The 14,594-nt window shown below is 45.0% G+C and carries 12 protein-coding genes; 7 read left to right on the forward strand and 5 right to left on the reverse strand.

Going from position 1 to position 14,594, the window contains the following annotated elements; genetic code table 11:
- Positions 1–144 precede the first annotated feature (144 nt).
- Positions 145–1,536 (forward strand): dihydrolipoyl dehydrogenase, encoded by a 1,392-nt coding sequence (gene lpdA / locus I8J31_RS01410; protein ID WP_199466400.1) that lies wholly within the window; start codon positions 145–147, stop codon positions 1,534–1,536.
- Positions 1,537–1,621: 85 nt separating this feature from the next.
- Here lpdA and I8J31_RS01415 read toward each other — a convergent pair whose 3' ends face one another.
- Complete coding sequence (locus I8J31_RS01415; protein WP_199466401.1) at positions 1,622–1,975, reverse strand: hypothetical protein; 354 nt, start codon at positions 1,973–1,975, stop codon at positions 1,622–1,624.
- A gap of 200 nt (positions 1,976–2,175) precedes the next feature.
- On the opposite strand from I8J31_RS01415, the gene I8J31_RS01420 reads away from it, so the two are divergent.
- Genes I8J31_RS01420 through I8J31_RS01430 form a run of 3 tightly spaced genes read left to right on the forward strand, consistent with a single transcriptional unit; the run spans position 2,176 to position 5,373 of the window.
- On the forward strand, positions 2,176–3,153 hold the full coding sequence (locus I8J31_RS01420) for a dihydrodipicolinate synthase family protein (protein WP_199466402.1): 978 nt from the start codon (positions 2,176–2,178) through the stop codon (positions 3,151–3,153).
- Positions 3,141–4,076, forward strand: a complete 936-nt coding sequence (locus tag I8J31_RS01425; protein ID WP_199466403.1) for a 4-hydroxyproline epimerase — start codon at positions 3,141–3,143, stop codon at positions 4,074–4,076. The genes I8J31_RS01420 and I8J31_RS01425 overlap by 13 nt, the downstream gene beginning before the upstream one ends.
- 46 nt (positions 4,077–4,122) lie before the next feature.
- Positions 4,123–5,373: an NAD(P)/FAD-dependent oxidoreductase gene (locus tag I8J31_RS01430; RefSeq protein WP_199466404.1), complete on the forward strand. Its 1,251-nt coding sequence runs from the start codon at positions 4,123–4,125 to the stop codon at positions 5,371–5,373.
- A 112-nt stretch (positions 5,374–5,485) separates the two neighbouring features.
- On the opposite strand, the gene I8J31_RS01435 is transcribed toward I8J31_RS01430, so the two are convergent.
- Entirely contained in the window at positions 5,486–6,154 is a 669-nt protein-coding gene (locus I8J31_RS01435; RefSeq protein ID WP_199466405.1) for a GntR family transcriptional regulator, read from the reverse strand.
- Positions 6,155–6,536: 382 nt separating this feature from the next.
- Between I8J31_RS01435 and I8J31_RS01440 the strand changes: the two genes are divergently transcribed.
- The 3 genes from I8J31_RS01440 (at position 6,537) to I8J31_RS01450 (ending at position 10,727) form a co-directional block, all read left to right on the forward strand.
- Positions 6,537–8,003: an NAD-dependent succinate-semialdehyde dehydrogenase gene (locus I8J31_RS01440; protein ID WP_199466406.1), complete on the forward strand. Its 1,467-nt coding sequence runs from the start codon at positions 6,537–6,539 to the stop codon at positions 8,001–8,003.
- Between the two features lie 84 nt (positions 8,004–8,087).
- Complete coding sequence (gabT, locus tag I8J31_RS01445; protein ID WP_199466407.1) at positions 8,088–9,365, forward strand: 4-aminobutyrate--2-oxoglutarate transaminase; 1,278 nt, start codon at positions 8,088–8,090, stop codon at positions 9,363–9,365.
- Positions 9,366–9,776: 411 nt separating this feature from the next.
- The gene (locus I8J31_RS01450) at positions 9,777–10,727 is read left to right on the forward strand and encodes a LysR substrate-binding domain-containing protein (RefSeq protein WP_199466408.1); all 951 of its coding nucleotides are present in this window, start codon (positions 9,777–9,779) and stop codon (positions 10,725–10,727) included.
- A 44-nt stretch (positions 10,728–10,771) separates the two neighbouring features.
- Here I8J31_RS01450 and uxuA read toward each other — a convergent pair whose 3' ends face one another.
- Genes uxuA through I8J31_RS01465 form a run of 3 tightly spaced genes read right to left on the reverse strand, consistent with a single transcriptional unit; the run spans position 10,772 to position 14,429 of the window.
- Complete coding sequence (gene uxuA, locus I8J31_RS01455) at positions 10,772–11,956, reverse strand: mannonate dehydratase (RefSeq protein ID WP_199466409.1); 1,185 nt, start codon at positions 11,954–11,956, stop codon at positions 10,772–10,774.
- A gap of 13 nt (positions 11,957–11,969) precedes the next feature.
- A complete protein-coding gene (locus I8J31_RS01460) occupies positions 11,970–13,457 on the reverse strand; it encodes a mannitol dehydrogenase family protein (protein ID WP_233402526.1) in 1,488 nt (495 codons plus the stop codon).
- Between the two features lie 33 nt (positions 13,458–13,490).
- Positions 13,491–14,429, reverse strand: coding sequence for a LysR family transcriptional regulator (locus tag I8J31_RS01465; protein WP_199466410.1), 939 nt, complete (start codon positions 14,427–14,429; stop codon positions 13,491–13,493).
- Positions 14,430–14,594 lie beyond the last annotated feature (165 nt).

The raw sequence follows: 14,594 nt of genomic DNA on the forward strand, positions 1-14,594 counted from the left end.
CTTATGTTTTAAGAGATCAAAATTCATCTACCTAGTGATAGGTATTTTATTGACCAAGTCGGAATTAACAAGCTATATTTCACCTACCAAGTGATAGATAGATTATTTTCTGTCACCATAAATCCATTCGTTAAGGGGAAAAATATGTACGATCTTGTTGTGTTAGGCAGTGGGCCCGGTGGTTATGCAGCGGCTTTTCGCGCAGCCGATTTAGGTTTGAAGGTGGCTATGATTGAGCGTCACAGTACATTGGGTGGCGTTTGTTTAAACGTGGGCTGCATTCCGTCCAAGGCGCTTTTACATGTTGCAGGGAAAATTCGCACGGCGGATGAACCCGACCACGGTGTGAACTTTACGAAACCAAATATCAATCTGGATGCTATTCGACACCATAGACAATCCACAGTGGACACATTGACCAGTAATCTTGCGTTGATGGCAAAAGGCCGCAATGTCTCGGTTTTTCATGGGGAAGGGCGATTCGATTCAACCACCTCGATTATCGTGAAAAAAGACGGCACAGAACAAAGAATAGAGTTTAAAAACGCCATTATCGCCGTCGGTTCACGGGCGATTAAATTACCATTCGTGCCTTATGACGACCCTCGTATTTTAGATGCCACCAGCGCACTGCAATTAGAGCGGATTCCAAAGCATTTATTGGTCCTTGGTGGCGGTATTATTGGTTTGGAAATGGCAACGGTTTATCAATCACTCGGCGCGACCATCACAGTGGCAGAACTGGGCGACCAAATCATGACAGGTGCAGATAAAGATCTGGTGCGGGTGTTTGAACAAGCCAACAAAGAAAGAATGACGTTTTTAACCAACACCCAAGTCACCAATATAGAAGCCACAGCGGAAGCATTGAATGTTCACTTGCAAGACAAAGAAGGTGAACGAAGCCTTGCTGTCGATGCCGTATTAGTCGCGGTAGGCCGCTCACCTAATGGACTGAAAGCCGGTATTCCAGAAATCGGCGTTGCGTTAGACGAAAGAGGGTTTGTGCTAACCGATGAGCAATGCAGAACATCTGTACCCAATATATTTGCGATAGGCGATGTGACTCATGGGCCCATGCTGGCACACAAAGCCTCACACCAAGGCCATATAGCAGCGGAGGTGATTGCAGGGCACAAGGTGGACTTCCAACCTCTCGCCATTCCTTCCATTGCGTATACGTTTCCAGAAGTCGCTTGGGTTGGCTTAACCGAAACCGCAGCAAAACAACAAGGCACACCAATCAAAACCGCTGTGTTCCCATGGAGCGCCAGTGGCCGAGCCATCGCCTCAGGAGTCACCCAAGGCAAGACGAAACTCATTTATGATGACGCAACGCAACGGGTATTAGGCGCTGGTGTGGTGGGTTCCCATGCAGGCGAACTACTCGGTGAACTCACTCTCGCCATTGAGTTCGGTGCCACTTTAGAAGACTTAGCCCTCACCATTCACGCACACCCAAGCCTACATGAAACCGTCGGCTTAGCCGCAGAGCTCGGCGCAGGAACCATTACGGATTTGCCGAATAAAGGCTAAATAAGAAAGTGAAAATGACTCAATAGATTTACGTATTTTAAGAGTAACGAGAAGAACAGAGATAAAAGGGTGCTCGAATCTGAGGTCAGCTTACATAGAAAATATGTTGCTCGTCATCATAGCTAAAGTTAAGACGAATCTGGATTTGGCTTTCATCAAAATGCAGCCTAGAGACAAGGTTCGATGTCCCTTTTTCGGCTTTATTCGCAAGCGCCCTTAATTGCTTTTCCAGCATTATCCAGACGAGTTCATCCCTTGACTCATGTAAACCCTTATTGATTTTGTTGGCTGTTCGTAGCCAACGGAAATAGGCGACAGAATTGGCTTTGATATCAAAACTATCGCCCACGTCTGTAACGACATAGTTCAGCCCACATTGGGAAAGCTGTTGTTTTAAATAGGTTTTCCATTGTTGTATGAACGGTTCTAAATAAGGCAAAAATACTCCATTACATAATCAATCTTAGTTCAATACCCCACAAAGAATTCCGGCTTTTAAACCATACTCTAGACTACAGCATTATCACCTAAACAGATAAGTTGTTGACTCGTTTTTACTCTAGGTATATTTTGGATACAAAATACATTTTAATTTATGGAAGCGATCATCCGCTAATTTCTTTCAAAAGGTATCAAATTATGAATAACTCCGTTTTGAACACGAGTGTTTTCCAGGGCATTATGCCGGCGTTAATGACGCCTTGTAAGCCTGACCGTACGCCCGATTTTGATAACTTGGTGAAGAAGGGCAAGGAGATGATCGCGGCGGGCATGTCCGCTGTGGTGTATTGCGGTTCTATGGGCGACTGGCCTTTGTTGACAGATACGGAGCGCATGGAAGGGGTCGAGCGTTTGGTTAATGCGGGTATCCCTGTCGTCGTTGGCACAGGGGCAATTAACACTAAATCGGCGGTTGCATTAGCGGCTCATGCTGAAAAAGTTGGCGCAGCGGGCTTGATGGTGATTCCTCGTGTTCTTTCTAGAGGGTCGGTCATTGCGGCACAAAAAAACCACTTTAAGGCGATTTTAGAGGCAGCGCCTTCTATTCCTGCGATTATTTATAATAGCCCTGTGTACGGTTTTGCAACCCGTGCGGATTTATTTTTCGCGCTACGTGCTGAGCATAAAAACCTAGTTGGCTTTAAAGAGTTCGGCAGTAAAGAAGCCTTGCGCTATGCAGCCGAAAATATTACCTATCAAGATGATGACGTATTACTCATGATTGGTGTGGATACAGCGGTTTATCATGGTTTTGTGAATTGTGGCGCGGTTGGTGCCATTACGGGTATTGGTACCGCCTTACCGAAAGAAGTCCTACTCTTGAGCGAATTAGCAAGAATGGCAGCGAAGGGAAATGCCGAAGCACGACGTCGAGCCCAAGAATTGGAAGAAGCTTTCTCCGTTCTTGCCAGTTTCGATGAAGGCCCTGAATTGGTGTTGTTCTTTAAGTATTTGCTTGTCTTAAATGGCGAAGAAGAGTATCGATTACATTTCAATGAAAGCGACGAACTAACCCCTGCGCAGCGCCATTACTGTGAAGACCAATATGTGCTCTTCAAAACATGGTTCACGGACTGGGTAAAACAAGGCGGAGTGATCACGCAATGCATGTCATAGACAGTCACACAGAAGGTGAGCCAACCCGTGTCATTTTATCTGGCGGGCCAAAGCTTGGATCAGGCTCTTTAGCCGAGCGCGCTAAAATACTGGCAACAGAACATGAAGCATTTTATCGCTCGGTTGTCTCGGAACCTTATGGTCAAGAAGCCATGGTGGGCGTCATGCTCGTTGAACCTGTTGACCCAGAGTGTGTAGCCGGAGTGATTTATTTTGACGCGGCGGAAGTCATTGGCATGTGCGGCCACGGTACGATTGGAGTGGCAGCGACACTTGCTTATCTGGGTAAAATTGACATTGGCACACATAAAATAGAAACCCCCGTTGGTGTAGTGGAAGTGACGCTATCCGATGCCAATACGGTGACGGTCAAAAACGTCGAAAGCTATCGATTACAAAAAGATGTTCATCTTGATATCGATGGAATAGGCACAGTTTCAGGCGATGTGGCTTATGGCGGAAATTGGTTCTTTATTGTCGATAAAAGCCCTGTCGATGTTAAGCCAAACAACCTGAGAAATCTGACCGAAGTATCCATCAAGATTCGTCATGCACTTAAAGAAAATACTATATCAGGTACAGATAACGACGCTATTGAGCATATTGTTCTTTATGGGCCTGCACTCACAGAGCACGGTCACAGTCGTAACTTTGTGCTTTGCCCAGACAATGCTTATGACCGTTCGCCCTGTGGTACTGGCAGTTCGGCTCGTTTGGCTTGCCTTGCTGCAGACGGTCGGCTTGCCCCCAACACAGATATCATCCAAGAAAGCACCATTGGCAGCCGCTATCGGTTAAGCTATCAAGCAGCAAAAATAGGGGTTATTCCCAGTATCACAGGACAAGCTTTTGTGACCAAAGAAGCGAACCTGATAGTTAATGCTACCGATCCGTTAAAAACAGGTATTAGGTTGACTGAGTGAAAGTTTATTCTCGGTTAACAATTTATTTTGGGTTAAGAGTACAGTAATGAACAAAACAACAAGCCATGATGTGGTTGTCATTGGTGCCGGCATCATTGGCATTAGCATTGCGTTGAAGCTGCAATCCGAAGGCCGTCAAGTTTTAGTATTAGATCGAAAGGGCGTTGCTGCCGAAACCTCATCAGGCAATGCCGGCGCATTTGCTTTCGCGGATATTATCCCTTTAGCCACGCCCGGGATTATGCGAAAAGCGCCAAAATGGTTAATAGACCCTTTGGGGCCATTGGCGATTCCACCCGCTTACGCATTAAAAATACTCCCTTGGATGCTGAAATTCTGGCGTGCAAGCTGGAAAGATCGCTATCAAGCTTCGCTGTCTGCCCAAGCAAACTTAATGGCACTTTCAAAGGAGGCCCTTGCTCGACAAGTCGCGGCGGTGAACGGTGAGGCCATGATTCGCCATGAAGGGCAATTGCAACTTTATGAAGGTGAAGAGGAGTTCAACGCCAGTTTAGCAGGTTGGTTAGTACGACAAGAACATGGTGTGGAATTTGATTTATTAACGTCACCAGAAGCCATTGCCAAGATACAAGCAGGTATTCACCCTCGCTTTACCCATGCGGCTTTTACGCCTAAATGGAAAAATGTGTGTGATCCAGCCGAATGGACCCAATACCTGGCCCAAGTCTTTTCCAACTTAGGTGGTGAAATTCAAACTGTATCTATTCAATCTCTTGATTATGAAGACGATGCTGTAGAGTTAACTTTTGAAGACAATGAGTTGTATACCAATCAGGTCATTATTGCAGCAGGTGCTTGGTCTAACATTTTAGCTCAATCCATAGGTGACAATTTTCCATTAGAAACAGAAAGGGGTTACAACACAACCTTTCCTGTTACTGATTTTGACTTAAAAACCCACCTAACCTTTGGCAACCATGGTTTTGTGGTCACCAAGATAGGTGACGGGGTTCGTGTAGGCGGTGCCGTGGAGCTCGGTGGATTAGAGTTAAAGCCAAACTTCAAACGAGCAGATGTTTTATTAAAAAAAGCCTGCCAGTTCTTACCTGATTTAAAACCAACGAAAGGCAAGCAATGGATGGGGTTTCGACCTTCAATGCCAGACAGTTTGCCCGTGATAGACTTCTCCCCTAAATCTAAAAGAATTATTTACGCCTTCGGCCATGGACACTTGGGGCTAACACAGTCCGCAGGAACGGCAGAGCTGGTCGCAGCACTGGCCAATGGGAAAGAACCAGACATTGCGTTAGACGCTTTTTCCGCTAGCCGTTTTTGATGACAGATAAACAGAGTGGCGTTTTCTATGAGGTAGGCAGTAGGTTTCGAAGAGAAACGCCGCTTTGTTTAGACAGTGACCGCCTGCGCTCAATACCCAGAGGTAAGAATAATTAACTACGAGTCGAGGAGATCCATTCAAGCACTTGTAGTTTGGTGCTTTCAATATGGGAGCGAAGCTTCGCAGCAGCTCCCTTTACATCTCGTTGCCGAGCCAAAAGCAGTAAGTCACTATGCTCTCGCTGGGCGGTTTCAGAGTTTTTCAGCTCATTAATATGCAAGCTCACATAGCGATTGGATTGTAAGCTCGCGCGTTCTAATAAATTTGACGTTAATTTTCTGTTCGCCGCATCATAAAAAATACGATGAAATCGAGCGTTTAATGGTCCCCACGCTGCCACATCACCAGCGTGATAAGACGCTTTCATTTCATTCAGTAAGGTTTCGCATTCATCGAAGTGAACATCCTGCATCATAGGAATAGCTCTGGTAAACAGGTCCACTTCAAGCAGTATACGAACATCAAAAATCTCAGCGATTTCATCTAGAGAGTGCTTGGTTACTGTAGCGCCACGGTTATTGGTAAATACCACTAGACCTTCAGCATCCAAACGTTTTAAGGCTTCTCGAACTGGCATACGGGAAACATCGTATTCTTCTGCCAATAGTTCCTGACGGATCAATTCTCCTTCCGCTAAGTCACCAGACAAAATACGTTGGCGCAAATCCGCCACAATAATATCAGGTAAACTCTGACGAACAACTGCTCTTTTCTGCGTCAATTTCCCACTCTCCTTTACCGATAAGCATCAAATTTATCGAGCGAATTACACCCCAATCAATAAGATATTGAGAGTAATTATACTCAAAAGAGTACTTTATAACCCCTATTTGCAGGCCTAATATGCCCAACAACTAAATGATTCAATCTAGATCAAACGTTTAACGCCTCTTAAAAAACAGAAAAACCATATTTATCAAATATATACATTCGATTCAAAAGGCTCCAAACCCTGCTTAATGTTTGACGAAAATCAAACATTAAATTGGTAGCTTTTCATTTTCAATTCTCTAGTCTTTACCTACTATCGATTGATACTAAGAAGTACTGCCCATAGGATAGTACTTACCAATCATCCTCCGCATCGAAGCCTGGAGTTACCTATGCAAGCACCTTTATCAAAGTCTGCCCTACTGAAAAGCCAATCTTATATTGGTGGCGAGTGGGTAGAAGCTAAATCCGGTAAGACTTTTCCTATTATTAACCCTGCTACAGGCGAGCACATTGTTGATGTTGCTGACATGGGTGCAGATGAAACAACACTAGCGGTTGAAGCAGCAGATAAAGCGCAAAAAGCATGGCAAGCGCTAACGGCAAAAGAGCGTGCGACGCTGCTACGTCGTTGGAATCAATTGATTCTAGATAACCAAGACGATCTAGCGACTCTTATGACACTAGAACAAGGTAAACCCTTTGCCGAAGCAAAAGGCGAAGTGGCTTACGGAGCCTCTTTCATCGACTGGTTCGCCGACGAAGCACGCCGCTTGTATGGCGATGTGATTCCAACCTTTGCGAAAGACCGTCGCGTACTCACCGTTAAGCAAGGCATCGGCGTGGTGGCGGCCATTACACCGTGGAACTTCCCAATCGCCATGATCACTCGTAAAGCAGGACCTGCATTGGCTGCTGGCTGCACTATCGTCATCAAGCCCTCTGACGAGACACCTTTGTGTGCGTTGGCGTTGGCGGAGCTTGCACACCAAGCAGGCATTCCTGCAGGTGTTTTGAACGTGGTTGTCGGTCAGAATGCGAAAGACATTGGTGGCGTTCTAACAGGCCATCCTACGGTGCGTAAGTTGAGCTTCACAGGCTCAACGCCTGTTGGCAAGTTACTCTTGTCACAATGTGCACAAACCGTAAAACGCACTTCAATGGAATTAGGCGGCAACGCACCTTTCATCGTTTTTGATGATGCAGATCTAGACGCTGCGGTAGAAGGTGCCATCAATTCTAAATACCGTAATGCTGGCCAAACCTGTGTGTGTGCTAACCGTATTTTAGTTCAAGACGGTGTTTACGATGCCTTTGCTGAAAAATTAGCAGCACGTGTAGCGACTTTCAAAACAGGTAATGGTTTTGAACAAGGCGTCACTATTGGCCCGCTTATCAATCAAGCCGCTGTGAATAAGGTGGAAGAATTGGTTCAAGGCGCTATCAGTCAAGGTGCAAAAGCCCTAGTCGGTGGCTCTAAAGCGGCAGAAGCAGGCGCTCAGTTTTTTGAGCCAACCATTCTGACTGACGTGACAGATGATATGGCCATTTTCTCTAACGAGATTTTTGGTCCCGTGGCGCCGCTTTTCCGCTTCAAAACAGAAGATGAGGCGGTTGCCATGGCAAACAATACCCCATTTGGTCTAGCTTCTTATTTCTATTCCCAAAATATCGGTCGTATCTGGCGTGTTTCTGAAGCCTTAGAGTACGGTATGGTCGGCATCAATGAAGGTTTGATCTCTAGTGAAGTCGCACCATTCGGCGGCGTCAAAGAGTCAGGTAGTGGCCGTGAAGGTTCTAAATACGGCATAGATGAATACGTTGAAGTGAAATACTTATGCATGGGTGGATTAGCATAAGCAATCTTCTTTACAACACAATACGAAACAAAGGGAAACGATGCGAATCATTCTGTCGCTTCCCAGTACAAGGTGAAAGATACAATGAAAAATACAGATCTACAAAAACGTAAAGAAGTGGCTATTGCTCGTGGCCAAGGCAACATGGCGCCAGTCTATGTTGACCGCGCTCTCAATGCCGAGTTATGGGATGTTGAAGGCAAACGTCACATCGATTTTGGTGCGGGTATTGCCGTGGTTAACACTGGCCACAACCACCCAAAAGTAAAGGCAGCAGTACAGGCTCAACTTGAGCGCTTTACTCATACTTGCGTCATGGTAAGCCCATACGAATCTGCGGTGCAATTGGCGGAAAAGCTAAATGCGGCGGCACCGGGCGATACACCAAAGAAATCCATCTTTGTGACCACTGGCGCCGAAGCGGTGGAAAACTGTGTGAAGATTGCCCGTGCGCACACGGGCCGTCCTGGCATCATCGCGTTTAATGGCGGCTTCCACGGTCGTACCAATATGACCATGGGCCTAACCGGTAAAGTGAACCCCTATAAAATAGGCTTTGGTCCTTTCCCCAGTGATATTTTTCATGTCCCTTACCCGAATGACTACCTAGGTATTAGCGAAGAACAAGCGCTTGCTGATCTACAAATGCGTTTCACTTGTGATATTGAAGCAACTAAGGTTGCGGCTATTATCATCGAGCCCGTGCAAGGAGAGGGCGGCTTCTACATGGCTTCCGCTAGCTTCCTACAGAAACTTCGCAAAGTATGTGATGACAATGGCATTCTGCTTATCCTAGATGAAATTCAAGCAGGCTTCGCACGTACAGGCACCATGTTCTGCCACGAGCAAGCTGGCATCGAAGCGGACCTAATGACGGCGGCAAAAGGCATCGCAGGTGGTTTCCCAATTGCGGCGGTAGTTGGTAAAGCAGACATTATGGACGCCCCAATTCCTGGCGGCCTAGGCGGTACTTACGGTGGCTCTCCTGTTGGTTGTGCGGCGGCATTAGCGGTTTTCGATGTGATCGAAGAAGAGCAGCTGTGTGATCGCGCGGTTCAAGTCGGTTCTCACTTCGTGAAACACCTAAAAGAAATACAAGCTGAGTACCCACAAATTATTGGTGACATTCGTAATGCTGGCTCCATGATCGCGGTAGAATTTGTGCACGATGGCGATGTAAACAAACCATTCCCAGAACTTGCGAAGAAACTATCCGCTAAAGCGGCCGAAAATGGCTTGGTATTACTTTCTTGTGGTATCCGTGGCAACGTTATCCGTTTCCTCCCCGCATTGACCATAGAAATGGACATCATTGACGAAGGTATGGACATTTTCAAACGCTGCTTTAAAGAGCTTGTATAAGCTCCATTGATCTAAAGACTGGCATTTAAAATGAGTCATTGAGCTAGTCAAATAAAAACCGCTTCTTTTTGAAGCGGTTTTTTTTGGTCTCCAGAAAGCATCAAGATGATTCTTTATCATGCTTGTTATGGCGTGAATCATAAGGAGGGAATCCTAAATCCTTTCTTAAATAGTCCGGTAAATTTTTTGTATAAAGGTTCATGTCTCGCGCTTCTTGCCGTCTTTTCCTCTTTTGAGAATTCTCTCTTAACTTGCTGTTAATCATCAATATTTTTTGATTTAGCCACAACAATAACGCCCACATAACTGCACCTCCATATTCGATAGAGCTTTATTGTGGTGCTAAAAAAGGGTAAAAACGAACGTTATATTCTTACTCATTAGATTAGAAAATCTTATAGAAGGGGCTTTATGAGCACTCGCGTTTCTCATCTGAAGGCAACCCATTACTTTTCCGTGGCCAGCCAAACCTTAAGCTATACCAAAGCAGCAGAACAGTTGCATGTGTCACAGGCAGCCGTCAGCCAACAGATTCGTTTATTAGAAGAGTATCTTGGCGTGCCTTTATTCTATCGATCTGGCCGAGAAATGCGCTTAACCAGACAAGGGCAGCAGCTTGCAGAACATCTCACTCTGGCGTTTGATCATATTGAAAAAGGGTTGGAAAGCGTCAAGCTAGAACCGCGAGAAGGTATTCTGGAAGTATCAGGACTACAAAGCTTTATATCCTTATGGCTTATGCCACGACTGTGGCGCTTTTCCGACCTTCAACCAGACATCAGAGTCAAACTCTCCTCATCAGATGAACGAAGAGATATCCATTCAGGTAAGATCGACGTTGGGATTGATGATGATATTCATCTAGTTAGCGATAGAGAAGATACGCTTCAACGGCCACTACTGTCGTCTAATATTATTCCCGTTTGCTCCCCATCTCTAGCCGCAAGAATTGGCTTTTTGCTCCCTACCGACTTATTAAAGTGTTGGATGCTACAAGTAGACGAGCCGTCTTATCAATGGAGTGTTTGGTTTAAGGAGCTGGCTATTTGTCCCATTCGCAATAAAAACATTCTTTGGGCAGAGGTAAGCTCTTGGTATATGGGGATTAGTGCAGTTAAAGCGGGCCATGGAATTTTCTTGTGTCCGCAATTTATGGTGCAAGAAGAGCTCAATGAAGGAACACTCGTTCAGGCACATCCTAAAGCGTTAAACACAAAAATTGAATTTTATGCTTATTACGCTAAAGGCTCTCCCCGAAAAGCAAGAATAGAAGCCTTTGTCGAGTGGTTAAACCATGAAGCAAATACAAGTATTAAGCCTTCCCAAGCATCCATCGAACACAACCCACTGCCTTGGCCTTAGATTGGCGCAGTGATATCCGCTAGAAAACTCGTCTATTAATTCACCTAATCTTTCAGCACGTATTTCTTCAAAGCGAATTCCACCCCCCGAATTTCAGCCAAACCTTTCATCCGCCCAAGTGCTGAATAACCCGGCTTCGCATCGCGGCGTAAATCATCCATGATTTGGTGTCCATGGTCTGGGCGCAATGGAATCATTTGCCCCTCACCCGAGGCTTTACGACGCTGCTCTTCTTTCAGTAGTACTAGAATCACATCTGAAATATCTGCATTGCCTTCCAGATGCGCGGCTTCATGGAAGCTTCCTCTTGTTTCTTCCCGCTGGGTAGAGCGCAAATGGGTAAAATAAATTCTATCCGCAAAGGTCGTCGCCATATCGCACAAATCGTTATCTTCACGCACACCATAAGACCCTGTACAGAAGGTAATACCATTCGCAGGGGAAGGGATACGCTGTACTAGCCATTCAATATCTTGCTTGGTCGAAACAATACGTGGCAAGCCTAAAATAGGACGTGGTGGATCATCAGGATGAACCGCTAAACTCACACCGCACGCCTCTGCAATAGGAACAACATGCTCTAGAAAGTGAGCGAAGTTTTCTCTTAATACACTTTTATCAATGCCATCATAAGCCGCTAAGGCCGCCCGAAAGTTGTCTAACGTATAGCTCTCTTCAGCCCCCGGAAGACCCGCCAGAATAGTACCGACCAATTGCTCTTTTTGTGTTTCACTTAAAGCATCATAGCACTCTTTAGCAGCGGAAATTTCTGCTTTGCTGTAGCTATCTTCGCTATTTGGACGTTGTAAAATAAATAAATCAAACGCAGCAAACGCGGTTTGATCGAAGCGCAAAGCCCGTGAACCATCGGGTAAGGCGTACATCAAATCAGTACGTGTCCAATCCAGTACTGGCATAAAGTTATAACACACAGTATGGACACCACACTGGGCAAGGTTACGAATACTCTGCCCGTAGTTATCGATGTATTTTTGATAGCTACCCGTTCGCTGTTTAATGTCTTCGTGCACTGGAATACTTTCAACAACAGACCAACGTAACCCTGCATTTTCTATGCTTTCTTTCACTGCCTGTATGGCTTCCACTGGCCACACTTCACCATTAGGAATATCGTGTAAAGCGGTCACTATACCGCTGGCCCCCGCTTGACGGATATCCTGTAAGCTAATGGAGTCATTTGCTCCAAACCAACGCCATGTGTGTTCCATATAAAAGTCGCTCTTATTTTTGTATTGAAAAAGAAGCACGCATTAAATTCTGTGCCTCAACACCGGATAGTAAAGCCTCAACCAAAACACTAAGTCGTTTAATAAAAGCTTGGTTGCTACACAGAGAAGCAGGGAAAATATCATTGCGTTGTAACAATGCGGTCACTAACTCAATAGATGAATCCGTAGAAACATCACGATAACGACGAACCAGATCAAATAATTCATTTTCAAGGGGGTCATTGATGCTGTGTTGATTATGCTGGGCTCGACAAAGGAAGGTCATCCAGCTAGCGATTCCCAACTCAATGGCTGACGCAGGAAGCGACTGTGCTTGAAGTTCGGTTAAACCACTTAACCAGCGCTGTGGTAGTTTTTGACTGCCGTCCATGGCAATCTGCTTCAGCTGATGCTGCAAACTGTCATTTTCAAAACGTACCAGCAGTTGTTGGCAGTATGTCGCTAACGCCTCATAACGGAAGTTTGCTAAGGTAGGGACAACTTCTTGCAGCATATAATATTCAAGGAAGGTTCGAATATCGGCCTCTTTCATCGCCTCTGCTACCGTTTGATATCCAGCTAGGCTTCCCAAATAGGCGAGTAGTGAATGACTGCCGTTTAACATGCGTAATTTCATCATTTCATAGTGAGAAACATCCGCAACCATTTGTACTCCGGCGGATTCCCACCGTGGACGACCAGTAGGAAAATTGTCTTCCACTACCCATTGACTGAACTGCTCGCACTTAACCACAGTGGGTTCATTAATACCTGTATCCGCTTTGATCATGGCTAAATCTTCTGTCGTAACAGCAGGCACAATGCGGTCTACCATGGAATTTGGAAAGGCCACCTTTTGTTCAATCCATTGCGCTAATTCTGTATCTTGTTCTTTCGCCAATGCAACAACAGCACCTTTAGACCGCAGACCGTTGTGTGGCATGTTGTCACAGGACAACACAGTAAAGGGCTCGATACCTTGCTCACGACGCTGCTTTAAAGACGCTAAAATCAGCCCCAAAGCAGTCCTTGGCTGGGATGGCTGTCGCAAATCATGTTGAATGTCCGCATGGTCTATTAATAAAGCGCCAGAGGAGGGGGATAGGTAATAGCCTTTTTCTGTCACTGTTAAGGTAACAATCTTAGTCTCAGGCGCTGTCATTTGGGCAATCAACCCGATTTGCCCATCATCAGAACCACTAAAGAAAGACGTTTTAATCGACTTTATTTCTCTTACTCTTGCTGTTTTTGTGTCTGCATATTCCACTACATGATAGCGGTGTTGAGCCGCTTCCAGTTGTTCAACCAATTTATGATTAGAGCGAATATTGGCACTGGCAATCATCCAATCACCTCCGTGTAGAGCCAAGGTTTGCTCCATATAAACCGCCTGATGAGCACGATGAAAGGCACCTAAACCGATGTGGACAATGCCAATCTGATGGAGGCCCGGCTCTAAAACACTATCAATATGTTGTATTTGCATCGCTTTTGTTTGCATAAACAGGTTACTTACCACTTGATAACAATCAGTTTAATAAGGAGCAACAGCCAATTCCTCAACAGTTTGGTGTAATACTTTAAGAAATAGCTCTCGAGGTTTGTTAGGTTGAGTGGTTTTTTTACAAATTACTGCAACACCTAACGTATAAGAACGGTCATCCGGTGCCACGGCCACAATGTCACCACTTTCTAAATAAGCCTGCGCATATTGCTCTGGTAAAAAGCCGATATATTGTCCTGATAAAATCAATGCTAATCGGCTGTCATAAAAATAAGAAATAGCGGTTAACTTCATATGAGATATCTGATCACTAACGGCTTCATGGGGCTTCAAGCCCGCATGGGTGGCAGGATAACTGTCGGCTTCAGCTGACTGCTCCATTTTCGACATGGTCGCAAGTGGGTGGTTTTTACCACAATACAAATAACAATCATCACGATAAAGGTGAACGTAATCTAAACCATCTAATTTACGGTGATAAGGGATAAAACCAACATCGGCCTCATCGTTCAAAATCATACGTTCTATATTCGACATAGAAGAAACATTTGTCGTAATAGAAACCTCCGATGCTGCAAGTGAAAAACGTTGAATCAGTTCAGGGAAATGGCTACGTGGGTCAAGACTTACCTTGTCAGAAAGCGCAATTCTCAATTTACCTGTCAAACTAGCATTCAAGTTGTTTACCGTGGTGCGGAAAGCATCAAGAGACTCTATAAGATTCTCTGTCATCTTGTAGATGATCACCCCTTCCTCAGTTAACGAAAAACCGCCACGGCCTCGCTTGCATAATACAAGGTTAAGACGCGATTCTAAGTTAGATATATGCAAACTGATGGTAGATCGACCGATATTAAGAGAGGTCTCTGCTGCCGAAAAACCACCACAATCAACGACTGTCTTAAATACTTTTAATTGCTTGATCTCATAATCACCCACTTGGCCTAGCGAGTAGTTTTTTGCACTCATAACGTCTCCAAATTCATTCTAACTTACATAGGGAGTGGGGTTATTACATCCATCATCTAATATGCTTTACCTAAACTACACCAGAGTAATGCAAGATTATTCTAATAAGTTTGCTGTTAACACAACTTTACATTGATATGCCAAGATGTCACTTAGATTGATATG

Origin of the sequence: Marinomonas transparens, from assembly GCF_016463975.1 — a bacterium.
GTDB classification, from domain to species: Bacteria; Pseudomonadota; Gammaproteobacteria; order Pseudomonadales; family Marinomonadaceae; genus Marinomonas; species Marinomonas transparens.

Coding starts and splice junctions, on each gene's coding strand:
- lpdA (WP_199466400.1), top strand. CDS start 145: ATGTACGATCTTGTTGTGTTAGGCAGTGGGCCCGGTGGTTATGCAGCG.
- I8J31_RS01420 (WP_199466402.1), top strand. CDS start 2,176: ATGAATAACTCCGTTTTGAACACGAGTGTTTTCCAGGGCATTATGCCG.
- I8J31_RS01425 (WP_199466403.1), top strand. CDS start 3,141: ATGCATGTCATAGACAGTCACACAGAAGGTGAGCCAACCCGTGTCATT.
- I8J31_RS01430 (WP_199466404.1), top strand. CDS start 4,123: ATGAACAAAACAACAAGCCATGATGTGGTTGTCATTGGTGCCGGCATC.
- I8J31_RS01440 (WP_199466406.1), top strand. CDS start 6,537: ATGCAAGCACCTTTATCAAAGTCTGCCCTACTGAAAAGCCAATCTTAT.
- gabT (WP_199466407.1), top strand. CDS start 8,088: ATGAAAAATACAGATCTACAAAAACGTAAAGAAGTGGCTATTGCTCGT.
- I8J31_RS01450 (WP_199466408.1), top strand. CDS start 9,777: ATGAGCACTCGCGTTTCTCATCTGAAGGCAACCCATTACTTTTCCGTG.
- uxuA (WP_199466409.1), bottom strand. CDS start 11,956: ATGGAACACACATGGCGTTGGTTTGGAGCAAATGACTCCATTAGCTTA.
- I8J31_RS01460 (WP_233402526.1), bottom strand. CDS start 13,457: ATGCAAACAAAAGCGATGCAAATACAACATATTGATAGTGTTTTAGAG.
- I8J31_RS01465 (WP_199466410.1), bottom strand. CDS start 14,429: ATGAGTGCAAAAAACTACTCGCTAGGCCAAGTGGGTGATTATGAGATC.